The sequence below is a fragment of the Brevibacillus borstelensis genome, assembly GCF_036700025.1.
Lineage (GTDB): Bacteria > Bacillota > Bacilli > Brevibacillales > Brevibacillaceae > Brevibacillus > Brevibacillus borstelensis.
Genome location: NZ_CP144922.1, coordinates 844,457 through 868,812 on the forward strand (window position 1 = coordinate 844,457; position 24,356 = coordinate 868,812).

Annotated in this window: 16 protein-coding genes; 13 read left to right on the forward strand and 3 right to left on the reverse strand. The window is 53.4% G+C overall.

The features are described 5' to 3' along the window. Positions 1–308 precede the first annotated feature (308 nt). A complete protein-coding gene (locus V5G20_RS03920) occupies positions 309–1,073 on the reverse strand; it encodes a MerR family transcriptional regulator (protein WP_003388273.1) in 765 nt (254 codons plus the stop codon). A 650-nt stretch (positions 1,074–1,723) separates the two neighbouring features. On the opposite strand from V5G20_RS03920, the gene V5G20_RS03925 reads away from it, so the two are divergent. From V5G20_RS03925 to V5G20_RS03940, 4 genes are all read left to right on the forward strand, one after another. Next, positions 1,724–2,983, forward strand: coding sequence for an argininosuccinate synthase (locus tag V5G20_RS03925; protein WP_003388272.1), 1,260 nt, complete (start codon positions 1,724–1,726; stop codon positions 2,981–2,983). Continuing rightward, positions 2,980–4,425, forward strand: coding sequence for an argininosuccinate lyase (argH, locus tag V5G20_RS03930; protein WP_172920878.1), 1,446 nt, complete (start codon positions 2,980–2,982; stop codon positions 4,423–4,425). The genes V5G20_RS03925 and argH overlap by 4 nt, the downstream gene beginning before the upstream one ends. A gap of 243 nt (positions 4,426–4,668) precedes the next feature. Continuing rightward, entirely contained in the window at positions 4,669–5,238 is a 570-nt protein-coding gene (locus V5G20_RS03935) for an RNA polymerase sigma factor (RefSeq protein ID WP_327985892.1), read from the forward strand. Next, positions 5,231–6,811, forward strand: a complete 1,581-nt coding sequence (locus tag V5G20_RS03940; RefSeq protein WP_243014472.1) for a DUF4179 domain-containing protein — start codon at positions 5,231–5,233, stop codon at positions 6,809–6,811. Before V5G20_RS03935 ends, V5G20_RS03940 begins: the two co-directional genes overlap by 8 nt. 105 nt (positions 6,812–6,916) lie before the next feature. Here V5G20_RS03940 and V5G20_RS03945 read toward each other — a convergent pair whose 3' ends face one another. Then, the gene (locus V5G20_RS03945) at positions 6,917–8,074 is read right to left on the reverse strand and encodes an iron-containing alcohol dehydrogenase (protein ID WP_251247562.1); all 1,158 of its coding nucleotides are present in this window, start codon (positions 8,072–8,074) and stop codon (positions 6,917–6,919) included. A gap of 372 nt (positions 8,075–8,446) precedes the next feature. Between V5G20_RS03945 and ftsE the strand changes: the two genes are divergently transcribed. From ftsE to V5G20_RS03980, 7 genes are all read left to right on the forward strand, one after another. Continuing rightward, positions 8,447–9,133: a cell division ATP-binding protein FtsE gene (ftsE, locus tag V5G20_RS03950; protein WP_003388266.1), complete on the forward strand. Its 687-nt coding sequence runs from the start codon at positions 8,447–8,449 to the stop codon at positions 9,131–9,133. Further along, a complete protein-coding gene (gene ftsX, locus V5G20_RS03955) occupies positions 9,123–10,019 on the forward strand; it encodes a permease-like cell division protein FtsX (protein ID WP_003388264.1) in 897 nt (298 codons plus the stop codon). The genes ftsE and ftsX overlap by 11 nt, the downstream gene beginning before the upstream one ends. 22 nt (positions 10,020–10,041) lie before the next feature. Continuing rightward, positions 10,042–11,241 (forward strand): murein hydrolase activator EnvC family protein, encoded by a 1,200-nt coding sequence (locus V5G20_RS03960; protein ID WP_003388263.1) that lies wholly within the window; start codon positions 10,042–10,044, stop codon positions 11,239–11,241. A gap of 99 nt (positions 11,242–11,340) precedes the next feature. Continuing rightward, positions 11,341–12,816 (forward strand): S41 family peptidase, encoded by a 1,476-nt coding sequence (locus V5G20_RS03965; protein ID WP_003388262.1) that lies wholly within the window; start codon positions 11,341–11,343, stop codon positions 12,814–12,816. Between the two features lie 171 nt (positions 12,817–12,987). After that, the gene (locus V5G20_RS03970; protein WP_003388261.1) at positions 12,988–14,256 is read left to right on the forward strand and encodes a PDZ domain-containing protein; all 1,269 of its coding nucleotides are present in this window, start codon (positions 12,988–12,990) and stop codon (positions 14,254–14,256) included. A 590-nt stretch (positions 14,257–14,846) separates the two neighbouring features. Continuing rightward, entirely contained in the window at positions 14,847–16,145 is a 1,299-nt protein-coding gene (ltrA, locus tag V5G20_RS03975; protein WP_024985477.1) for a group II intron reverse transcriptase/maturase, read from the forward strand. A gap of 245 nt (positions 16,146–16,390) precedes the next feature. Further along, on the forward strand, positions 16,391–18,115 hold the full coding sequence (locus tag V5G20_RS03980; RefSeq protein WP_338463171.1) for a hypothetical protein: 1,725 nt from the start codon (positions 16,391–16,393) through the stop codon (positions 18,113–18,115). 112 nt (positions 18,116–18,227) lie between these two features. Here the strand turns inward: V5G20_RS03980 and V5G20_RS03985 are convergent, their stop codons facing one another. Beyond that, on the reverse strand, positions 18,228–19,163 hold the full coding sequence (locus V5G20_RS03985; protein WP_003388259.1) for a flagellar hook assembly protein FlgD: 936 nt from the start codon (positions 19,161–19,163) through the stop codon (positions 18,228–18,230). A gap of 172 nt (positions 19,164–19,335) precedes the next feature. On the opposite strand from V5G20_RS03985, the gene uvrB reads away from it, so the two are divergent. Together uvrB and uvrA are read left to right on the forward strand one after the other, a co-directional pair. Further along, positions 19,336–21,312, forward strand: a complete 1,977-nt coding sequence (gene uvrB / locus V5G20_RS03990; RefSeq protein ID WP_338463172.1) for an excinuclease ABC subunit UvrB — start codon at positions 19,336–19,338, stop codon at positions 21,310–21,312. A 14-nt stretch (positions 21,313–21,326) separates the two neighbouring features. After that, the gene (uvrA, locus tag V5G20_RS03995; protein ID WP_003388257.1) at positions 21,327–24,194 is read left to right on the forward strand and encodes an excinuclease ABC subunit UvrA; all 2,868 of its coding nucleotides are present in this window, start codon (positions 21,327–21,329) and stop codon (positions 24,192–24,194) included. The last annotated feature ends 162 nt before the right edge of the window (positions 24,195–24,356 follow it).

A 24,356-nucleotide genomic window follows, 5' to 3' on the forward strand; every position in this document is an offset into this window, starting at 1 on the left:
AGGCAGGAGAGCAGGTAAATCCATTGCCAGCTTCAAACAGGCACCGCTTAGCGGGGCGCGGCGGGAGAGGCATGCGTTCAAACATCGGAAGCCGGTCAATTCAGAATCGTCTGATATGATCATACACGAGTGATTCACATTTTAAAAATGAACAGATAAAAACGGGCTGTACCTGGTCTTGCCCCTTGGTACAACCCGTTTTTCAGCCTTTCGCACTACCGCGGCATTCGGCTAAGTCTATTGTTTCATGCCTGTGGCACTTTTCAGCAGGTTTACTGTTTTATGCCTGTGGCACTTTTTGGCAAGACCTACTGTTTCATGCCTGTATAGATGTGGATCGCGTCTCTCAAAAATTCGGCCATGCCTGGCTGATTCTGATCGTAGTACGCTTTGAACCGCTCGTCATCTACATACATTTGAGCAAGCCCTGCATGTGCCTCTTTGCTGTACTCGCTCCAGGAGTGCATCAGCCACTGCTTATGCAAATCCGCCGCTTTTTGGGCGAGAGCGCTTCCCGGATCGCCGGTTTTGAACGCCTCAGCCAATGTGGTGGCAACTTCACTCTCCAGGCGCTTTACTTCCGCAAGCTGCTCCTGTGTCATGTTCTTCAGCTTTTGATTGGATTTGTCTACAACGTCGTCTCCGTACTTTTTGCGAATTTCTTCTCCGTACGTTTTCTCGTTATCGTCAATCAGCTTTTGTTTAAACCCTTCGAACTTCTCTTGATCGGTCATGGTCATTCTCCCTTCCATAGAAGCGATTGTCTTTTCAACATTTTTGATCAGCAGATCGAGCTGCTTTCTTCTGTCGAGGAGCTGCTCACGATGTTCTTTTAGCGCCTGGGCCCGGCTGAAGGACGGGGAGGTCACGATCTCCTTGATCACGTCCAGCGTAATCCCCAATTCTCTGTAAAACAGAATTTGCTGCAACCGATCGACCTCCGCCTGACCGTAAATCCGGTACCCTGACGAGTTGATTCTCGCCGGCTTAAGAATCCCGATCTCGTCATAATACCGCAGCGTTCTCGTACTGACTCCCGCCAATTGGCCCAGCTTCTGCACCGTATATTCCATGTGCTCACCTCCTGACACCATCACTGTACACCTTTACGTATGCGTCAAAGTCAACGGGATTTGTAAAAAAAATTTCCGGAAAAGCTTGTCTGCTTCTCAAAAACGTCAGGGCGACCTCCGCTTGCCTTGATATGGCTAGGGAGAGAAGCGAAAGGACCAGGCTCTGACGAACACGGAGTATCTTCTCGGATCGGCAAACCCCAACGGCCTGTATGCATTTTCATGAAAGGAAAAAGCATATCTATGCAATTGGCGGATCATGTACCTGTTATGAACGGAGTAGGCTAAGGCGGGGTACACTTCTTTGCCTCTTCTTTATATTCATTACTTCCAACAGGTTGGCATGCGTCTGCTTTATCTATAGTCCTCTCATTTGTTGAAGACCTCGCCTGACCGTGGCAGCAGCTTTGACCGTTTGGCTTCGCGGATGATAGACTCCGCTTCACCGAAGGAATCAAAGCTGTGCAGGTCCAGGCAGCCCGTGCTCGATCGCTTGAAGGCTTCGGGGAAACCTCTGCCTAGGATCGAGGCTGCTGCTCTAGTTGTAACATGAAAAAAAGAAGGAGGAAACAAAAAAGGCGTTGTATTTTTATAAGTTAGTATGTATAATTACTCATAAATAATTTTTCTACACGGGGAGAGAAAGAACGATGGCAAAAGATAAAATTGTTTTGGCCTATTCAGGCGGTTTAGATACATCTGTAGCGATCAAATGGCTGCAAGACACATACAATTACGACGTCATTGCGGTAGCGCTGGACGTAGGAGAAGGAAAGGACCTTGATTTTGTCCAGAAAAAAGCGCTGCAGGTCGGTGCACTGAAGTCGATCGTCGTCGACGCGAAAGAAGCTTTTGCCCAGGAATACGTGCTTCCGGCGCTGCAGGCAAACGCCATGTACGAAGGCAAATATCCGCTCGTGTCCGCTTTGTCCCGCTACCTGATCTCTCGCGTTCTGGTAGAGATTGCTGAAAAAGAAGGCGCTGTCGCTGTCGCGCACGGCTGCACAGGCAAAGGAAACGACCAGGTTCGCTTTGACGTTTCCTTTACGGCTCTGAATCCGAATCTCAAAATCGTAGCGCCTGTCCGCGAGTGGGGCTGGACGCGTGACGAAGAGATTGAATATGCGAAAAAGAACAACATCCCGATCCCGATCGATCTGGACAATCCATACAGCATCGACCAAAACCTGTGGGGCAGAAGCTGCGAGTGCGGCGTTCTGGAAGATCCTTGGGCCGCACCGCCGGAGGGCGCGTACGATCTGACCAAATCCATCGCCGATGCGCCTGATCAGCCGGAGGAAATCGAGATCACCTTTGTCAAAGGGGTACCGACTGCGCTGAACGGCGAAGAGCTGCCACTCTCCGAGCTGATTCTGAAGCTGAACAAAATCGCCGGAAACCACGGCGTCGGCCGCATCGACCATGTGGAAAACCGTCTGGTCGGCATCAAGTCCCGGGAAGTGTATGAGACTCCTGCCGCGACGACATTGATCCTGGCGCACCGTGAGCTGGAGTTCCTGACCCAGCCGAGGGAGGTGGCCCAGTTCAAGCCAATCGTCGAGCAAAAAGTGGCGCAGGTCATCTACGAAGGACTTTGGTATTCGCCGATCCGCAATGCCCTGCAAGCCTTCATCGAAGAAACGCAAAAATACGTTACCGGCGTGGTGCGCGTGAAGCTGCACAAGGGGCATGCCATCGTCGTTGGCCGCAAATCGGATTCGACCCTCTACAGTCACGAGCTGGCTACGTATGCGGCGGGTGACCAATTCGACCACAAAGCGGCGATCGGCTTTATCAAGCTGTGGGGCCTGCCGACCAAAGTGTACGCGCAAGTAAATGAGGGCGTGCTGCATGAAAATATGAAAACGCCGATCAAGATTTTGGACGAAAAGGATGCGATTGTGCAATGAAACTGTGGGGAGGACGCTTCACGAAGCCGACGAATCAGCTTGTAGAAGAATATACAGCTTCCATCTCTTTCGACCAGCAGATGTGGCGGCAAGATATCGTCGGCAGCCTGGCTCACGTGGCGATGCTGGGCAAGTGCGGCATCCTGCCGATGGATGAGGTCAGGCAGATTATTGCCGGCCTGAAGAAGGTAAAGGAAAAAATCGAACGGGGCCAGGTGCAATTTCTCGTGGCCCACGAAGATGTGCATATGAACATAGAAAAGATGCTGATCGAAGAGATCGGTCCGGTCGGCGGCAAGCTGCACACGGGACGGAGCCGCAATGATCAGGTAGCTCTCGATATGCACTTGTATTTGCGGGAAAAGCTGATGGAGATCATCCAGCTTTCCATGTATCTGCAAGAGGCGCTGTTGGAGCAGGCGAGCAGCCACCTGGATACGGTGATGCCGGGCTACACACATCTGCAGCGGGCCCAGCCGGTCCTCTTCGGCTACCATATGATGGCGTATGTGTCCATGCTGCAGCGCGACATCGAGCGGATGCGCGACTGCTGGAAACGGGTAAACGTGCTGCCGCTCGGGGCGGGTGCGCTGGCTGGCACCACATTCCCGATCGACCGCGCTTTCGTCGCCGAGCTGCTGCAGTTTGACGGCATTTACCTGAACAGCATGGACGCCGTGAGCGATCGCGACTTCATCGTGGAGTTCCTGGCAAGCGCCTCCCTTTTGATGGCGCATCTCTCCCGCTTGTGTGAGGAGCTGGTGATCTGGAGCAGCCAGGAATTTTCCTTTGTGGAGCTGGACGATGCATTCTGCACCGGCTCCAGCATCATGCCGCAGAAGAAGAACCCGGATGTGGCGGAGCTGGTCCGCGGAAAGACGGGGCGGGTGTACGGCAACCTGTTTGGTCTTTTGACCGTGCTGAAAGGACTGCCGCTCGCGTACAACAAAGACATGCAGGAAGACAAGGAAGGCATGTTCGATACGGTTGCGACTTTGCATGGTGCGCTGGCTCTGCTCACGCCGATGATCCAGACGATGCAGGTCAAGACGGACCGGATGCGCCAGGCCGTGACGCAGGACTTTTCCAACGCCACGGACCTCGCCGACTATTTGGTTCGCAAGGAAATGCCGTTCCGCCAGGCGCATGAAGTGGTGGGACGCGCCGTGCTCTACTGCATCGAGCAGCAGAAATACTTGTTGGACCTGTCGCTCGACGAGTTTCGGATGTTCTCCGCTGACATTGACAGCGACGTGTATGAAGCACTGGCAGTGGAGACTGTCGTCAATGCCCGCAATGTTCTCGGGGGAACAGCGCGTGGCCAGGTGGAAGCGCAAATCTCCGCATACCGCGAGCTGCTCAAGGAGACACACGCTTGGGTCGACAAGAACAGCCAAAAGGTTATGATCGAATCATTGATTGATGTAGGGTCGCCGGCGTAAGTCCGGATGAACAACCTCCAAGTCCGCTATTACAGTGGCACTTGGAGGTTTTTTGACGTTTCCGTCAAGGCTTCCAACAGTTTTTCCGGATTGTCCGAGCTGACTACGGCCTGCTCTTGCAGCTTCCTATAAAATAGCAGGGAAGGATGCGTTATACAAATTGAAAAAAACACAAATTTTTTTTGAACCAAATTTGGTTGAGCGGTGAATATAGAGCAAAAGAACCTGCGAGGAGGACAAGTTGTGAAGGAAGCGGAGTTATCCGTCAAGTACCGAAAAGGCGATAGTGCCGGCTTCGAAGAGCTGGTACGGCCTCACTTGGCGATGGCATATCGTACAGCCTTGCTGATCATCCACGATCGGCAGCTGGCTCAGGATGCTGTACAGGAGGCCTTGTTTGAGCTGTATCAGTCTCTGGATCGCTTTGATCCCGACAGAGGCGTGTCGTTTCGGACCTGGTTTGCCAAAATCGTCACGCATCGGGCACTCAACGCCGTTCGCAGACACAAACCTGTCAGCGAATATCAGGAACGGGCCGATGAGTCGACCAATCCTCTGAATAGCGTGATCGAAAGAGAGGAGCAGCAGCAGATTTGGAAGGCCATTTGCGAGATGAAGGTAAAACACCGCACCGTCGTGATTTTGTACTACTACGGAGATTTCAGCGTTGCGGAGATTGCCGAGATGCTTGGCGTATTTGAGGGAACCGTGAAATCCCGGCTGCACCACGCCCGGAAGCTGATTGCCGCCAAACTGCAAGGGCGAGATGACGCACCCCATTTGTCAAAGATAGGAGTGAGTGCAAATGAGTAAGCACGATCAGGAGATTGCTGCCGTATTGCATCGCGTGGCTGAGCAGGAGAAGATTCCGGATTTTGTGATGCCGACAGCAGCGATCCGCCCCAGACCGCGCCAAAGCAAGCGGCATTGGTATCGCTGGGCCTCCATGTCAATCGCCACAGCGGGGGCGGTCTTGTTTGCAGCGGGAGTCGGCACGTATGTGTCACCGGATTTTTCCGCCCAGGTAAAGTCATTGATCGGACAGGGAGTTTCGAACAAGACGCATCCGGAGGGAGCTGCACAAGCGGCGCAAGAGAAGGTTCGAGCATTGTTTGGACAGGGAAGCCTGGACAAGGGTATCGAGAGGGCAACGATTGAGGGGCATGCCCGATCGGTCAATGCCTCTGTTACCGACCAAGGCATTACGATTGAAGTCCAGGCGATTATGGCTGATCCTACCCGGGTGTTCGTATCCTACCAAATCAAAAAGACGGACGGGACTCTGATCGATCCACAGGAGATTCGGAAGAACCTTGAGAAAGTCATCGCACTGACGGACGAGAAAAATCAGCGGCTGACCAGCGGAGTCGGTGGAGGAGGGGACAGGGAGAGACATCTCGGTTACCTCAGTTTTACCTTGGAGGATTTGGATAAGCGGCCGGTTCCTGATCAGATGAAGCTGCTCATCGATGTGCGGAAAATCGGAACAATAAAAGGCCACTGGAAGCTGGAGGTGCCGTTTTCCATGAAGGAAGCGATCGCCGCCACCCGCATTATTCCCGTCGATGGCCGGTACACAACGCCGCAAGGGCTGCAAATTGCGCTTCACACGGTAACGGACGCTCCCTCGTCTACAGTGCTGGGAATGGAAACCAAATGGGATGAAGGAGCGAAAAGGAGGCTTTCACAATATGCCCGGGAGATGACGGGAAAAACGCAAGACCCTGATTACGCTCCTTATGTCCCGTATCAGCAGTATCGCCTGGAGTATCGGATACTGGACAAAAACGGCAATGACGTAACTGCCTATAGAAATGAAGGCAAGGGTCTAGAGCAGGGAATGCTGACGGAGGGCCGGGGTTCCGGCGACCGATACGGGCACTTTACGTGGAATACTGCCTATGTGCCATTTGGAGATAGCGGTCCGTTTACGTTTGTGTTGGACGCCGTACATGTGACAGAGCCGGCAGACCTGACGTTTTCATTCCAGCCGGAGAAGCTGGCGGCAGAGCCGAAGAGCGTCGAGTACAAGGGAAGTCTGTTTACGGTGAAAAGCTTGAAAGCGGAAGACCCTCGGGTCCGCGAAAACAGTACGGTTCTTACGGTGGAAGCAGCTCTCCGGGACATTTCCTCCATTGAGTATGTCTGGTGGGTAATTACGGATGAGAGCGGGAAGTCCTATCCGATTAACGGCGCTTCCTACGACAGCATCGGGAAAGATGCCCAAGGCAGAGAAATTATGAGGTTCGGTCTGGATGTGGGAGAGATGGAGCAAATCCCGAAACAGCTGACGATTTCCTTATCGGCCGTGACCAAAAGGTATGCGGATGTCGACTGGAGCGTCGAATTGCCGGTCAAGCAAACGAGCAAGACACCGGAGAAATGAGCCTTTTCTGACATGGGGGCATACGTCTTCCCGCAGCCCAAAAAAGCAAAAAAGGGATAGAAGCCCGTGTAATGGCTCCTATCCCCTTTTTTTGTTCCTGAATGCTTAGAGGCACATCCGCAAAATCTCGGCCACATCTTCGCTAGCCAGCTTTTTAAAGCGTCCAATCGGCCCGAACGGCGTTGCCTTCTCGGCCATCAGTTGAAGCTTTTCATCACCGATCTGATAGTCAGCCAGCCTGGTAGGTGCACCGATGCGGGCGAAGAATGCCTCTGTCGCCTCAATCCCGGCGAGGGCAATTTCGTCATCCGTTTTGCCTGCCGGATCGACACCCCATACCTCTGTCGCGTAGCGCTTGAAGCGCTCCACATTTTCGCGGTAGACATAACGCATCCATTTCGGGAAAATAATCGCCAGACCGCCGCCATGCGGAATGTCGTAGACGGCGCTGACCGCGTGTTCGATGGAGTGGGTAGCCCAGTCGGTTTCCACTCCGACCGGCAGCGTACCGTTTAATGCCATCGTTCCGCAGTAGAGGATGTTGGCGCGGGCGTCGTAATCTTCCGGATTGGCCAGCACGCGCTCGGCATTTTCGATGACCGTCTTCAGGATGGCTTCCGCAAAGCGCGTTTGCAGCGGGATTTCCGGGGTGTGGCTGAAATACTGTTCAAATACGTGGGACATGATGTCGCACATGCCGTAGATCGTCTGGTCTCGTGGTACGGAGAAGGTATTCTCCGGATCGAGGATCGAGAAGGTCGGGAACGTGGTAGTGCCGCCAAACTTCTCTTGCGTCGCCCAGTTCGTCACCACGCTGCCGCGGTTCATTTCGGAGCCCGTTGCGGCGAGTGTCAGAACGGTGCCGAGCGGGAGCGCTTTTTGCGGTGTCGCCTTGCGGGTGTAGAAATCCCAGACGTCCCCTTGGTACGGTACGCCGACAGCGATTGCTTTGGATGCGTCGATCACGCTTCCGCCGCCGACAGCCAAAATCCAATTGACACCCTGCTCTCGGCAAATGCCGATGCCTTTTTTCACAGTCGACAGGCGAGGGTTCGGCTCTACTCCGGCAAGCTCATGCACCTGGCAGCCTGCCTCCTGAAGCAGGGAGATAATCTTGTCGTACAGACCGGTGCGCTTGATGCTGCCGCCTCCGTAAACGAGCAGGACGGAAGCTCCGAGCTTGGCGGCCTTATCCTTCAAATGAGACAATTGTCCCTTTCCGAAAATCAATTCGGTCGGGTTATGGTAAATAAAATTATTCAACGCAAAAAGCCTCCTTTACGAGTCGTACTCTTTTATTGTAGCCAAGGGAAATCAAACAAACCAGGTGACGATGGGCAGCAAAGTGCAGGGAAAAACCGCAAATCCAGCCGAAGGAAACCGATCAAAAACAAAAAGAGATATCGATTCGACAAGAAATGAGAGATTTAGTGGATACCATCCTCGAAACACGGTGGTATAATAGAACGGATGGCTATATGCGCTGTCGTATTTTACCATCTCGCGGCAGCATAAGACGGATGGATGCAAGCTTTGTCGGATAAGGACGGTTATTCATTTATTTGCGTGTGTACATAAAAACGAGGATCTAGAGAGCATAGACATATGGATCTGACAATGTAGGATGTGATTTGCTTGATCGAGATGTTTGACGTCTGGAAAACCTATCCCAATGGCACGAATGCCTTGAAAGGGATCAATATTCGCATCGAAAAGGGCGAATTCGTGTATGTAGTAGGACCGAGCGGTGCGGGAAAATCGACCTTCATCAAGCTGATGTACCGCGAGGAAAAGCCGACGAAGGGGCAGATTTTTCTCGGGGGATTCAATGTTAGCCGGATCAAGGAGCGCCAAATTCCGATGGTGCGGCGCAGTATCGGCGTCGTATTCCAGGATTTCAAGCTGCTCCCGACCTTGAGCGTTTTCGAAAACGTGGCCTTCGCCATGGAAGTCATCGAAGCTTCGCCGAAACAGATCAAGCCGCGCGTCATGGATGTACTGGGGCTTGTCAAGCTGAAGCACAAGGCAAAAATGCTGCCGAGCGAGCTGTCCGGCGGCGAACAGCAGCGTGTCGCGTTGGCGCGGGCGCTGGTAAACAACCCGGGGATCATCATCGCGGACGAACCGACGGGCAACCTGGACCCGGAAACCTCGTGGGAGATCATGAAGCTGTTTGAAGAGATCAACCAGCGGGGAACGACGGTCGTCATGGCTACGCATAACCGGGAGATTGTAAACACCATGAGAAAGCGGGTAGTTGCCATCGAGGCGGGACAAATTGCCCGCGACGAGCAGAGAGGGGAATACGGTTATGAAGATTAGAACGCTGGGACGCCACGCCCGTGAAGGGGTTAAAAACCTCGTCAGAAACGGCTGGATGACCTTCGCTTCCATCAGCGCCGTGACCATTACCCTGCTGATTTTGGGCGTGTTTCTGATTTTGGCGATGAACGTCAACTTCTTCGCCCAAAACGTCGAAAAGCAAGTCGAGATTCGCGTATTTATCGACACCCTTGCGACAAAAGACAACATCGCGTCGCTGGAACAAAATATTAAGTCGATTCCCAAAGTGGCGTCCGTTCAGTTTATTCCGAAAGACGAGGGACTGAAGCAACTGAGGGAGAGCATGGGCGAAAAGGCGTACCTGTTCGAGGGAATGGACAAGGAGAATCCTTTGCCTGACGCCTTTGTCGTCAAGACCAAGCTGCCGCAGGAAACGGCCGCTGTCGCGAGCGAGCTCAAGAAGCTGGAGTTCGTCAGCAGCATCAACTACGGCGAAGGAACGGTGGAAAAGCTGTTTGCCGCCACCGGGGCCGTCCGCAACGTGGGGATCGGCTTCATCATCGGCCTGGGCTTCACCGCGATGTTCCTGATCGCCAATACGATCAAGCTGACGATTGTAGCTCGTCGCAGGGAGATCGAGATCATGAAGCTGGTCGGTGCGACCAACTGGTTTATCCGTTGGCCGTTCTTTGTCGAAGGACTTCTGATGGGCATCATGGGCGCCCTGATTCCGATCGTCATTCTGATTATCAGCTATCACTATCTGGTAGACGCGATCAATGGAAGCCTGATCGCATCGCAAATGTTCCAACTGCTGCCGCTGTTCCCGCTCGTCTATCAAGTGGCATTGGCGCTGCTGGCCATCGGGGCCTTCATCGGCATTTGGGGCAGTCTGGTGTCCGTACGCCGCTTTTTGCGGGTGTAATCACTTACTAGGGAGGAGAACTATGAGGAAGAAGATACTGCTATCCATACTGGTGACAGGCCTTCTGGCTGTCTCCGCCGCACCTTCAACCGTCAGTTGGGCAGCAAGCAAGTCATCCCTAGACAAAATCAATCAGGAATTGAAAGCTATTCAACAAAAAACGAGAGCACAGAAAAAGAAGGTAGAGGCGACCAAGCAACAAATCGCTTCGGTCCAGAAGCAGACAAAAGACCTGGAAACCGAGCTGATGGCGATTGACCTTCGCCGCAACGAAACCCAGAAAAAGCTGGACAAGCTCGAAAACGAGATGGAAGTGACCAAGGTAAAGGCAGCAGAAGCACAGGACCAGCTCGACGAGGCCATCGACCGGGTCGCCAAGCGGGATGCCCTGCTGAAGACGCGTGTCAAGGTTATGTATGAGCGCGGCAACGTCTCTTATCTGGACGTATTGCTGGGCGCGTCCGATTTTGGCGATTTTCTGACCCGCATGCAGGGATTGAAGCTGATTTTGGAGCAGGATACCAAAATTCTCGAAGACAACAAGCGGGACAAAGACACGATTGAAAAGAAGAAAAAAGAGATCGACCACCAGCTCACCGTGTACGCAGGAATGTACGAAGAGGCGGAAGATTTGAAAGCCGAATTGGACAAGCAGTACAAGCGGAGCGTTGTCGTGAAGGCCGAACTGCAAAAGCAAGAAGAGCAGCTGAATGAGAGCCTGGAAGAATACGGCCAGCAATTATTGGCCCTTGTAAAACAGGAAGAGGCAAAGTACGCTGAAAGAGTACGTGCGCTCAGCTCCAGCAGCAACGGCTACAAGGGCGGGCAGCTTGGACTGCCGATCGACGATGGGCTGTTCCGCTGGTCTTCCGGCTTCGGAGTGCGCAGAGACCCGTTTACCGGCCGCTCTGCTGGGCATAATGGAGTAGATATGGCAGCCCCGAAAGGAACTCCGATCAAGGCAGCTGCTCCGGGCATTGTCGTCTTCGCCGGCTACTACGGAGGCTTCGGCAACGCGGTGATGATCAAGCACAGTCCCGAGATTACCACGCTTTACGGGCACATCCGTGAGGGCGGCATCAAGGTGTCGGTGGGACAAAAAGTAGATAAAGGCCAGAAAATTGCCGAGGTCGGATCGACCGGCCGTTCTACAGGCAACCATTTGCATTTCACCGTGTACAAAAACGAAGTGGCTGTCGATCCGATGCCGTACCTTCGCTAGCGCGTTCCGGAGACGTTCAGGCAAATATTGCCTGACAGATTTGCATACACTAGCTGCATACCTTTTCCACCGGGGAGCACAAAGGATGGTGTCGTGACGATGAAATGGAATGGACGTTCCGTGTTTGCCCTCGTGATCGTCACCATGGTCGCGAGCAGCTTTTTGACCATGGGTTTGATGAAGACGTCCGCCGGTTCGAGTAACGCTACGGCTGTTACCGCAGCGGCAGGCTCTCTGTTCACCGGGAGCCAGGAATACCCGAAAGAATTCAAAAAGCTGCTTGATGCGTTTTCGGCCATCAAGCAGGAGTACATTCAGGATGTGACGACGGATCAATTGGTTGAAGGGGCTATCGGCGGCATGGTCGGTTCCCTGAAAGATCCGTACAGCGATTACATGGACCCGACATCGGCGGAAGAATTCAACTCTACGCTGCATTCGACGTTCCAGGGAATCGGTACGGAGGTGACGATGCAGAACGGACGTGTGACCGTGGTATCGCCCTTTAAGGGCTCCCCGGCCGAACGTGCGGGCTTGCGTCCCAACGACCAGATTCTCAGCGTAAACGGCGAGTCGCTCGAAGGGCTTGATCTCCATCAGGCCGTTACCAAAATCCGCGGTCCGAAAGGTACGAAAGCGGTCCTGAAGATCGCCCGTCCGGGAGTAGCAGAGCCGCTCACGGTCGTCTGCGTCCGCGACGATATTCCGATTGAGACAGTGACGAGTCAAATCATGGAGAAGAACGGAGTCAAGGTGGGAGTCATCAGCCTGACGCAATTCTCCTCCGACACATCCAAGCATTTTACGGATCAGTTGACTGATCTGGAGAAAAAGGGAATCGGCGGTTTGATCATTGACGTCCGCGGAAATCCTGGCGGCTATTTGCTGGCTGTGAAGGAAATCGGCGAAACGTTGATACCAAACAAGGGCAAGATCGTCGAAATTGAATACGGTTCTGCCAACAAACAGCGCGAAGAGTATTTTTCCAAGACAGACGCTGCCAAGCCGTACCCGATCGCGGTCCTGATCAACGGCGGCAGCGCGAGCGCGTCGGAGATTCTTGCCGGAGCGATGAGCGAAAGCGGAGGCTACAAGCTCGTCGGGGAGAAATCCTTTGGCAAAGGAACCGTCCAAAGTACGATGGAAATGGCCGACAAGAGCCAGTTGAAGCTGACCATCGCCAAGTGGCTGACGCCAAAAGGCAATTGGATTCACGAAAAAGGCATCGAACCTGACGTGAAAGTAGAGCAGCCTGCGTACTTCAACGCGACTCAATTGCCGACAGACAAAGTGCTTTCTAGGGACATGGCGGGCAGCGATGTCAAGAACCTGCAGTTGATCCTGACCGGGCTGAAGCTCTCTCCGGGCCGTGACGACGGTTACTTTGACGAGAAGACGGAGCAGGCCGTGAAGAAATTCCAGACTGCCCACAAGCTGCCGGCGACCGGAAAGGTTGATCAGGCGACGCGGACAGCGATGGAAGACAGTCTGCGTGAAGAAATACGCAAACCGGAAAATGACCTTCAACTGCAAAAGGCGCTCGAAGTAGTTGCTCAGCAGAACAAGGCAAAATAATCCAGGCGGAAAAGGCAGGGAATCTCCTGCCTTCCGTAGAAATGGTTACCACGGCTATGAATGGCCGTGGTTTCTTTTTTGACTGAAGCTGACAAGAAGAGTGCTGCGATGACGTTGCCAATAGCTTGGCACCGTCACGTTTTCGAAAGCTGTTTATGCGAGGTGAGGCATATGGCGTTGCAAGGTGATGTTCTATCGGTGCTGGCCGGGTTTGGCGGTTTTCTTTTTAACCCTGTTTTTTACGTGTTTCTGCTGTTTATTTATTTGCACTACCGACGCCAGATGCTGCTGGAAAGACAACTGTTTGCCGTTCGCATTCAATTCCCCCTCCAGCAGACGATTCGCTCTCTCGGCATGGGCATCGTGGGAGGATTGCTGATTTCTCTTTTGGCGGCCGTACTTGGGGTTGCCGTACAAATACAGGATCTCTGGCTGCTGTGGGGCTTTGCGGCAGTGTTGGCCCTAATCCGGCTGCGCTTTCTCTGTTTTGCCTATGGCGCAGGGCTGTTGACGCTTTTTCACGCAGTTGCCAAGGTCTTTCCAGACGTCTCTTCCGTACCCGGGATCGGGCTGCTCTGGGGCATGCTCGTCCAGGCTAAGCCGGTGCCGCTTTTGGCGCTCGTAGCCATCATGCACTTGATTGAGGCCTTTCTGGTCCGTTGGAACAGGGGGCGGGATGCGTCGCCGCTATTCGTGGAGGGACAGCGTGGACGGATTGTCGGGGCTTATCTGCTGCACTCGTTTTGGGTGACGCCGCTTGCGCTGTTCGTGCCTGTAGAGGCGGGAAGCTTTAGCGGATCGCTGTATCCGGGCTGGCCGTTTTTTGCCCCCGGCGCTGCATCCTTTGCGTTGCTGCTGCTCCCTTCGGTCACCGGTTTTTCTGCTTTGACGCAGACGGAGACGCCAGCTCAGCGGGCGGGGCAAATATCCAGGCAATTGGCGCTGTATGCGGTTGTGCTGCTCGGATTGACTGCGCTGGCAGCATTGTGGATGCCGCTGATCCTTCTGGCTGCAGTGTTTGCACTCATCGGCCACGAAGGTCTATTCTGGCTGAGCCAGTGGCAGGAGCGGCAAAAGGCTCCATATTTTATCCAATCCACGCGGGGAATCAAGGTAATGGCAGTTCTTCCGGGGACTCCCGCAGAGGAGATCGGGATCAGGCCGGGAGAAATTATCGTCAAGGTAAATGGCGTATCCGTGCGAAACAAAGAGGATTTGTACCCTGCCTTGCAAGTCAATCCCGCCTTCTGCAAGATGGAAGTGCTCACCCTGGATGGCGAGGTCAAATTCGTCCAGTGCGCCGTATACGCCGGCAACCACCATCAGTTGGGGATTATCGTGGTGCCGGATGCAAATACGAGAGTGTTTGTCGATATGCAGCAAGCAAGCGTTGTTCAACTAGTGAAGCAGAAGCTGGAAAAGATCAATCTCGGAGCGTAAAGGCAGCTTCCAAGGGAAGGCTTATTATCCAACAAAAAAAGCGCGGGCAAAGGCTCTGCGCTTTTTCTATTGGGGCGTGCCCAGCAAGCCGTTAATTGCTAGTTGGTGAAAGTCCAACCGAGGCAGGAGCCAAGTCACCTCGTAGCTGACAGGCAACTGGTGGAGAAATCCTAAGGTTGAAGCCCTGTGACAAAGTAACTCGAAAGAGTGCGAGCAAATCAGCAGGCCGTAACATAAAGTGAATCCTGCAGCCTCGTTAAGAAAGACCACCGAGAGGTGGACAAAGGGAAGCCGAGCTTGTTTCATATGGGCGAAGGCCAAGGACGGTGTGGAGAACTTGGAATACAGCACCTATGAATCCCTCGGGGTATGGGGAGCGGTATGTTGAGAAAGTAGTTAACGGAACTGGGGAGACCCTACTCTGCACGCCCCGTCAGGAGCGTAAAACGGAAACCTATAACCGTAAGGGAAGTGGTGGATGGCAGAGAGGGAGTCGGAGGGGTTCATAGTACCGATGAACATAAGGACAACACAACCTTATGGAGGGAAGGAGCCCTGCTTTGTTCACGGGTCGAAGGAGGTAAGAGTGAGTGAATGCAAGTAAACTTGCTAACTACACCGATGTAAAAGCTCGACAACTTTGGACAACCCTATATCTTTGTGCCAAGGCAAACTCAAAACGGCGATTTCATGCCTTGTATGACAAAATCTACCGCCCGGATATTCTAGCGACAGCTTGGAGGAGAGTAAAAGCAAATAAAGGGAGCGGAGGAATCGACGGACAATCCATCGCACAGATTGTGGAGGAGTATGGGGAGAGCCGTTTTCTTAACGAGATCTATCTAGATTTAAAAGAAAAGCGGTATCGTCCACATCCGGTTCGTCGAACTTACATCCCTAAACCGGATGGCAAGAAACGTCCACTCGGCATCCCGACGATCAAGGATCGGGTGGTCCAAATGGCTACTAAGCTAGTCATTGAACCGATCTTTGAAGCTGATTTTCGGGACTGTTCTTATGGCTTTCGGCCAGGAAGAAATGCTCACCAGGCAATTGCACAGATACGCAAAGCAAGCAAGAGGTGTTATTGGGTCGTAGATGTTGACATTAAAGGGTATTTCGACAACATCAACCATGAGAAGTTGATGAAACTGGTCGAAATGAGAATCAGCGACAGACGTGTTCTGAAACTTATCCGACAATGGCTGCAGGCTGGGGTCATGGAAAATGATCAATTCCATGAAACAGAACTGGGAACTCCGCAAGGAGGGGTAATCTCGCCTCTTCTTTCAAACATCTATCTAAACTACATGGACACCATTTGGGAAAATCAATTCTCCCATCTTGGCACACTTATCCGCTATGCGGATGACTTCGTTATCATGTGCAGAACCAAACAAGAAGCATTGGAAAGCATTCAAGTGCTGATGGCTATTCTAAACAAGCTGGAGCTTAGTCTCAGTAAAGAGAAATCTAGACTCGTTAATATTTGGGACAATTCCACTGGGTTTGACTTTCTTGGGCTGCACCATCGCAAATTCCCCGTGTTCAACAAAGGGGGGAGCAAGGTATTTGCTATGTCTCATGTACCAGCTAAGAAAGCAATGAAGGAAATGAGACGTAAAATTAAGGAATACACTGCACCAAGGAACAAACTGTTTCTGTCTCTAGAAGAGCTAGTGAAAGGGCTAAATCGCAAGCTAAGGGGGTTCAAGAACTACTACTTCATCTCGCCCATCGCCAAACGATGGGCAAGACGGATAGACTGGTATGTGATTGAACGCCTTACAATCTTCTGCAACAAGAAAAGAAGCAAGCGGAATAAACATGCCGGAAAGCTGAAGGTCATACAAAACACGCAGGGTAGTTTATTGAAATTAGCCGGATAAAGTAAGCCGAATGCCAAAGAAAGAAGAACATCGGAAAGCCGTATGAGGGAAAACCTCACGTACGGTTTGATGAGGGGGAGCTGAAATGAGCAAGGCGACCATACGGTCGCCCGAAAGTTTCAGTTCTCTACTCTACAGAAAGCAAAAGTGAGCAGACTTCCCGGTTTTTTTATACACTCGCTTTGTAACAAGACAGCCCCTTCACGCGTCTTTTTAGATAGTGGATAAAGGGGGATACAATCTGCATGAACCGATATAGAAAACATGCGCTGCGCTTATGCGCCGGAACTGTCATAACAGCCAGTCTGCTTTCATTCCCGTTCGCCTCTCCAGGCCAAGCGTCAGCAGCAAAAGCGGCGGCAGCGGTCACTCCTGTACCGGTAGCGATATCCAAGGGGATTCAAAATGTAACCCGGCTGATTCCTGAGCTGCGAAACGGCTCAGTCGTTTACGATGGTCCGGTTGACGGTCCCGGCGTCAGCGGCGATCGAGTCTCGTTTATCATGGCAGGAAATAAAGATGGGGAGCCGCAAGATCAGGCGATATTTGACAGTCAATCAGGAAATCTGCTGGTGCTGGAGCTGAAGCCGTCGGGTGCTTCAACCCACCAAACAGGGCTGCTGACCGAAGAGGTCGTCAGGTCGAGGGCTGCCGCCTTTCTGTATGGCCTTCATCCTTTTGGAAAATCATACGAAGCACGAGACGTCACCCGTCAGGACGGAACTCGCCAAGACGAAATGGATCAAGACGGTACGTTTACGGTTCGGTTTGTCCGCAAGCATAACCAAGTAGCGCTGAATGATGCGTACGACTGTTTGGTCACGGTCGATGCGACAGGGCGGATCATTGGCTTTCGCACGCTCAACGGTGCCCTTTATGAACCGATCGATCACAAGGAAATGCCGTCGCCGCAGCGCGTGCTGTCAATGACCACGGCTCACCAGCGCTTTGCAGAAAGCAAGCCGCTGGAGCTGATGTACTTGCTGCCGGACCAAGCTGCGCCAGTGTCAGAAGCAGAAGCTCGCCAACCTCAGGCTAGGCTGGTTTATGCCATCAAGGGAGGAATCGTGGAAGGCCCGCATACCGGCAGTGCCATCGATGCCTTTACGGGAAAACGAATGCAGGCCCCTCAGAAAAAGCCGCAAATGGTCTCCTTAGCAGGAAAAGGCAGCTACGCCGCTTTGAAGACTGAGGCGGAGGTAAAAGCATTCGCCAAGGAAATCGCCCGCGCAGACGTAGATAAATGGCCGTTGTCGGTTATTTCAAAGAACATGGAAAACGGAGAACAGCACCGTATCTATATCTGGGGGATGTTTGCCAAAGATGTCGCTGATCAGGAGAAGCCGTACCACCTGGGGAATTTTCCGGACGATGCAAAGGGAGAGAACAGATATCATCTGCTCGTAGAGGTTGAGGCCAAGACGGGCAAGCTGATCAGCATGAAACAAAACGATGGGACGTCTCCCCGGAAAAAAAACGACAAGAGCAGAGATCTCAAATCAGCTCTCTCCTTGATCGAAAAGCTGCTGCCAGCAGGAACTCGGCAGTTCCGGGTTGTTGATGCGGGGAACGAAGAACGGAGCATTTGGCTGGCAGATCCGGTGGTTGGGGGACTGCCTGTGGCAAAAAGCGGGCAAACCGCAGAAGAAGGAGCATACGTCGTTGAGGTCAATCCTTTGGACGGCTCCATCCGCGAGCTGAGAACAGAACCTTACGATCAGGTGAAATTTCCCGAGCGGACCCAAGCCATCTCCGAACAGGCAGCTTTAAATGCCCTGCTGCAAGCATATCCGCTGGAGCTTGTGTATGTGAAGCAGCAGTCAAAGCGGGAGGACAAACCGGAGTGGAAGCTGGTGTATGATCTGTCGTTCCGACAATCGCGTGCCCACTGCTTCTGTGGACCGGACCTCCGGGTGGATACGACCGTTTATGTTGACGCTTTGACCGGAAAAGTAATCGTGGATGAATAAAAGCAGGGTGCACAAAAGGAAAAGCCGTTCGGAAATGGAATCCGAACGGCTTTTGGCTTGTTGCTTGCAACGGTTCGCTGATGCGTTTGCTAGCATCCACACAATAATCTGTTTACGCATATGCCTGCGCTTCGTACCCGATGATTTGGTTCAGCTTTACCTTCTTGTCGTCGTCGAGAACGAATTCGATCAGGCCATTTTTCATGCTGACCGCTTTGATCACACCTGTGAGCTCGCTGGTCGATGCCGTTCCGTCTGGTTGGGTGGACGAGTCCGTATAGGTGATTGTATAGCCGATCATCTGGGCATATTGGAGGGTATTGTCCATTCGCACATTGTCCGGCTTGACCGACATGCCCTTGATGTTTTCCAGCTTGATCGAGGTTCCGTTGTCCAGCTGGAATTGCACGGCATTGTCTTTCATCGTGAATCCGACAATGACTCCGTTTTTGACTTCATCGACGGAAGTGACGTCGTCCGTGGTGTCAGGGTTTCCATCCTTGTCCACCTGCTTCGACTCCGTATAGGACACTTCTTTTCCGATCATCTCGGCGTACTTCAGGCTGTTGTCCAGACTGTTTCCGGACAAGCCTTTCGATTCCAGACCCTCGATCCATTCGCGGGGGACTGGCGTTTGTTCGCCCTGGATGCGGAAGTAGATTTTTCCTTGATCGAGGTATACGGCGTCGATGACTCCCGATTTTTTCTCATGGGTCACTTCGCCCGTCATTTCGTCCTTTTTCTGCATGTCGTAGCTGGCTGTTCTGCCGACCAGCGCTTCGTATTCCCGCAGGGTCAGCATGCTGTTGTTGGACTGCTCCATCAGGCTGGCCATCTTGGTCAGCTTCTCAACCATGGTCATCATGCTCGTTTGCTGCAGGAATTGCGAATTGTCCATCGGAGAGAGCGGGTCCTGCTGTTTCAACTGCTCCAGCATCAGCTTCATAAAGGCATTCTGGTCCAGCTCGGTGGAAAACTCCTTTTTGCCTTTATAGCTCAAATGGGGCTGTATGTGAGTGCTGTTATTGACGGTGTTTGTATCTGACATGGCTGTCCTCCCTGTCTCTGACGGGTACTTCAGTACGTTCACATTCTTCTTTACAATGTATCGGTAAAATCTGCTTGAGAGTAAAGACAAACATTTGTTCGAATTTGCGGCTTATTTTTTGAATGATTGTGTTATAATGGAAATGAGATGTGACAAGGAGATGAACGAGGGAATGGACCGTTTTGAATTGGTATCGGAGTTTCAGCCGTCCGGAGACCAGCCGACAGCCATTGCCGGACTGGTGGAGGGTGTGCTCGCCGGAAAGCGGCACCAGACATTGCTGGGCGCGACCGGTACGGGAAAGACCTTTACGATTGCTCAGGTAATTGCCCAGGTAAACAAGCCGACGCTGGTAATGGCCCACAACAAGACGTTGGCTGCCCAGCTTTGTGCCGAGTTCAAGGAGTTTTTCCCGAACAACGCGGTGGAATACTTCGTCAGCTACTACGATTACTATCAACCGGAAGCGTACATTCCCCAATCGGATACGTATATCGAAAAAGATTCCAGCATCAACGACGAGATCGACAAGTTGCGCCACTCCGCGACCAGCGCGTTGTTTGAGCGGCGTGACGTGATTATCGTGGCGTCGGTGTCGTGCATTTACGGCTTGGGTTCGCCCGAGGAATACAGAGAGCTGCTGCTGTCGCTTCGGGTCGGGATGGAAAAAAGCCGCGACGAAATCCTTCATCGCCTGGTGGACATCCAGTACGACCGCAACGATATCAACTTCGTTCGCGGGACGTTCCGCGTACGGGGAGACGTCGTGGAAATCTTCCCGGCTTCGCAAAGCGAGCAGGCGATCCGCGTCGAGTTTTTCGGCGATGAAATCGAACGGATCACAGAGATTGATGTCCTGACCGGGGAAATCCTCGGGCAGCGCGATCATGTAGCGATTTTCCCAGCTTCCCACTACGTAACGCGCGAAGAAAAAATGAAGCGCGCCGTCCAAAGCATCGAGATGGAGCTGGAGGCGAGGCTCGCGGAGTTTCGCGCGGCAGGCAAGCTGCTGGAAGCGCAGCGTCTGGAGCAGCGCACCCGCTACGACATCGAGATGATGATGGAGATGGGCTTCTGCTCCGGGATTGAAAACTACTCCCGCCATCTGACCGGCTTGCCGGAAGGACACGCGCCGTATACACTGATCGATTATTTTCCCGACGACTTTCTCGTCGTTATGGACGAGTCGCATATGACCCTGCCCCAGGTACGTGCCATGTACAACGGTGACCGGGCACGCAAGGATGTTCTCGTAGAGCACGGCTTCCGTCTGCCGTCAGCGAGAGACAACAGACCGCTGAAATTCGAGGAATTCGAAGCGAAGCTGAAGCAGGCGATCTACATTTCCGCGACCCCGGGTCCCTACGAGCTTGAGCACTGTCCGGAAGTCGTCCAACAGGTTATTCGCCCGACGGGTCTGGTGGACCCGACTGTGACCGTCCGCCCGATCAAGGGGCAAATCGACGATCTGATCGGCGAGATTCAGGCCACCATCGCCAAGGACGAACGGGTTTTGGTGACGACCTTGACGAAAAAGATGGCGGAAGATCTGACCGATTACCTGAAGGATATCGGCATCAAGGTTCGCTATTTGCACTCCGACATCAAGACGATCGAGCGGATGCAAATTTTGCGTTCCTTGCGTCTGGGGGAATTTGACGTGCTGATCGGGATCAACCTGCTGCGGGAGGGGCTCGACTTGCCGGAAGTTTCGCTCGTCGCCATCCTCGACGCGGACAAAGAGGGCTTCCTGCGCAACGAGCGCTCCCTGATCCAGACGATCGGACGCGCTGCCCGGAACGCCGAGGGACGCGTCATCATGTACGCCGACCGAATAACCGATTCGATGAAGGCGGCGATCAGCGAGACGGAACGGCGCCGCAAAATCCAGACAGAATACAACGAAAAGAACGGAATTACGCCGCAAACGGTCAAGAAGGCTGTCCGCGAAGTCATCGAAGCGACCAAGGTAGCGGAAGAGAAGGCAGATTACCTGCCGCATGCCGACTTTAAAAAGATGCCGAAGAAGGATCGCATCCAGGTGATTGAGCGAATGGAAGAAGAAATGAAGGAAGCGGCGCGCAACCTCATGTTTGAGCGAGCAGCCGAATTGCGTGATTTGATTCTTGAGCTGAAGTCAGAGCTCTAAGGAGAGGGAATTGCATGCCATTGGAACATATTGTGGTGAAAGGTGCCCGTGCCCACAACCTGAAAAACGTCGATGTCGTCATTCCTCGCGACAAGTTTGTCGTGCTGACGGGGTTGTCGGGATCAGGGAAGTCATCGCTTGCATTTGATACGATTTACGCCGAAGGACAGCGGCGGTATGTGGAGTCGCTGTCCGCCTATGCCCGTCAATTTCTCGGGCAGATGGACAAGCCGGACGTCGACTCCATCGAAGGCTTGTCCCCTGCCATTTCGATCGACCAGAAGACGACGAGCCGCAACCCGCGATCTACAGTAGGGACTGTTACCGAGATTTACGATTACCTGCGCCTTTTGTACGCGCGCATCGGGAGAGCGATCTGTCCCGAACACGGCATCGAGATTCAGTCCCAGACGGTTGAGCAGATGGTCGACCGCGTGATGGAGTACCCTGAGCGTACCCGGCTGCAAATCTTGGCCCCGATGGTTCAGGGACGCAAAGGAGAGCACGTCAAGCTCCTGGAGGACATCCGCAAGCAGGGCTTTGTCCGCGTGCGGGTAGATGGCGAGATTCGCGATTTGTCCGAGGAGATCAAGCTGGAGAAAAACAAAAAGCACAGCATTGAGGTCGTCGTGGACCGGATTGTCGTCAAGCCGGACGTTCAGGCGCGGCTGGCCGATTCGCTGGAGACCGCGCTTCGTCTGGCCGATGGAAAGGTGATCGTCGATGTCATGGAGCAGGAAGAGCTGTTGTTCAGTGAAAAGCACTCCTGCCCGATCTGCGGATTTTCCATCGGCGAGCTGGAGCCGCGCATGTTTTCGTTCAACAGCCCATTCGGCGCCTGCCCGGAGTGCGATGGTCTGGGCGTCAAACTGGAAGTGGACCCGGACATGGTTGTACCCGACGTCACCAAGTCGCTTGCCGACGGTGCCATCGGAGCCTGGGAGCCGAAGTCCTCGACGTACTATCAGCAGCTTCTGGAGTCCGCTTGCCGTCATTTTGACATTCGGATGGACATTCCGTACGAGGAGCTTCCAGAGGAGCACAAGCAAATCCTGATGTACGGCAGCCAGGGAGAAAAAATCCAGTTCCGCTACGAAAACGAGTTTGGCCAGGTCAGAGAGGCGACCGTTCCTTTCGAGGGAGTCGTGATCAATTTGCAGCGCCGCCATCTGGAGACCAGCTCCGACTATATTCGCGAACAAATCGAAGGCTTCATGAGCCAGAAGCATTGTCCTGTCTGCAAAGGACATCGCCTTCGTCAGGAAAGTCTGGCCGTTCGGGTGGGCGGTCGCAGCATTTCCGAACTGACCGATTTGTCCATCACCGACGCGTACGAGTTTATCGACACACTGGATCTGACTGAGAAGGAAATGAAGATCGCCAACCTGATCGTCAAGGAAATCAAGGCGCGCCTCAACTTCCTGATCGACGTCGGACTGGACTACCTGACGCTGAGCCGTGCGGCGGGAACCCTTTCCGGAGGGGAGGCGCAGCGCATCCGGCTTGCTACCCAGATCGGTTCCAGTCTGATGGGCGTTCTCTATATCCTGGACGAGCCGAGCATCGGTCTCCATCAGCGCGACAACGCCCGCCTGATCAAGACGCTGGAGCATATGACCAAGCTGGGCAATACGCTGATCGTCGTAGAGCACGACGAGGATACGATGATGGCTTGCGACTACATCATCGACATTGGACCAGGTGCCGGTATTCACGGCGGCAAAGTCATCGCTGCAGGTACACCGCAGGAAGTGATGGAGAACCCCGATTCTTTGACGGGCGCTTACTTGAGCGGACGCAAGTTCATTCCGGTTCCGATGGAGCGCCGCAAGCCAAACGGCAAATGGCTAACCATCGAGGGAGCAAAGGAAAACAACCTGAAAAACGTCACCGTGAAAATTCCGCTCGGCCTGTTTGTCGCTGTCACAGGCGTTTCCGGTTCTGGAAAGAGCACGTTGATCAACGAGATTTTGCACAAGGCGCTGGCACGCGAGCTCAACCGGGCCAAGGCAAAGCCGGGCGAGCACCGTCGGATCACGGGTCTGGAGCACCTCGACAAGGTGATCGATATCGACCAGTCGCCGATCGGACGCACGCCGCGATCCAACCCTGCCACGTATACCGGCGTGTTTGACGATATCCGCGACCTGTTTGCCTCGACCAACGAAGCGAAGGTCCGCGGCTACAAAAAGGGCCGCTTCAGCTTCAACGTAAAGGGCGGCCGCTGCGAAGCGTGCAGCGGTGACGGGATCATCAAGATTGAAATGCATTTCCTGCCCGACGTCTACGTACCCTGCGAGGTTTGCCACGGCAAGCGCTACAATCGGGAGACGCTGGAAGTGAAGTACAAAGGGAAAAGCATTGCCGACGTCCTGGAAATGACGATTGAGGATTCGCTGGAGTACTTCCGCAACCTGCCGAGGATCGAGCGGAAGCTGCAAACCTTGCTCGACGTGGGGCTGGGCTACATGAAGCTGGGACAGCCGGCCACTACGCTCTCGGGCGGGGAAGCGCAGCGCGTCAAGCTGGCGTCGGAGTTGTACCGCCGCAGCTCCGGCCGTACCCTTTATATCCTGGATGAACCGACGACCGGGCTACACACTGACGATATTGACCGCTTGCTGAAAGTGCTTCAGCGGTTGGTGGAAAACGGGGATACGGTGCTGGTAATCGAGCACAACCTGGACGTTATCAAGACAGTGGATCACATCATCGATTTGGGACCTGAAGGCGGTACCCGCGGCGGACAAATCGTAGGGACGGGAACGCCTGAGGAGTTGGCGGAGGTACAGGGCTCTTACACGGGCCAGTTCCTGAAGCCTATCCTGGAACGCGACCGCGCTCGTACAGTCGCAAGATGGGAGGAGCTCGTCTCCAAGTAAGCGCAACTGACATGAGCGGGAGTGCTTGTGAGTATAATGGACTATAGGTGCGTCATCCAAATTTGCACAAAGATATCAACAAAATGTGTTTATATTTCCAAGCAGGCACATACAGGCGAAAACGAAATAAGAACGCTCTTCAAGAGATGCACGATACAGCCC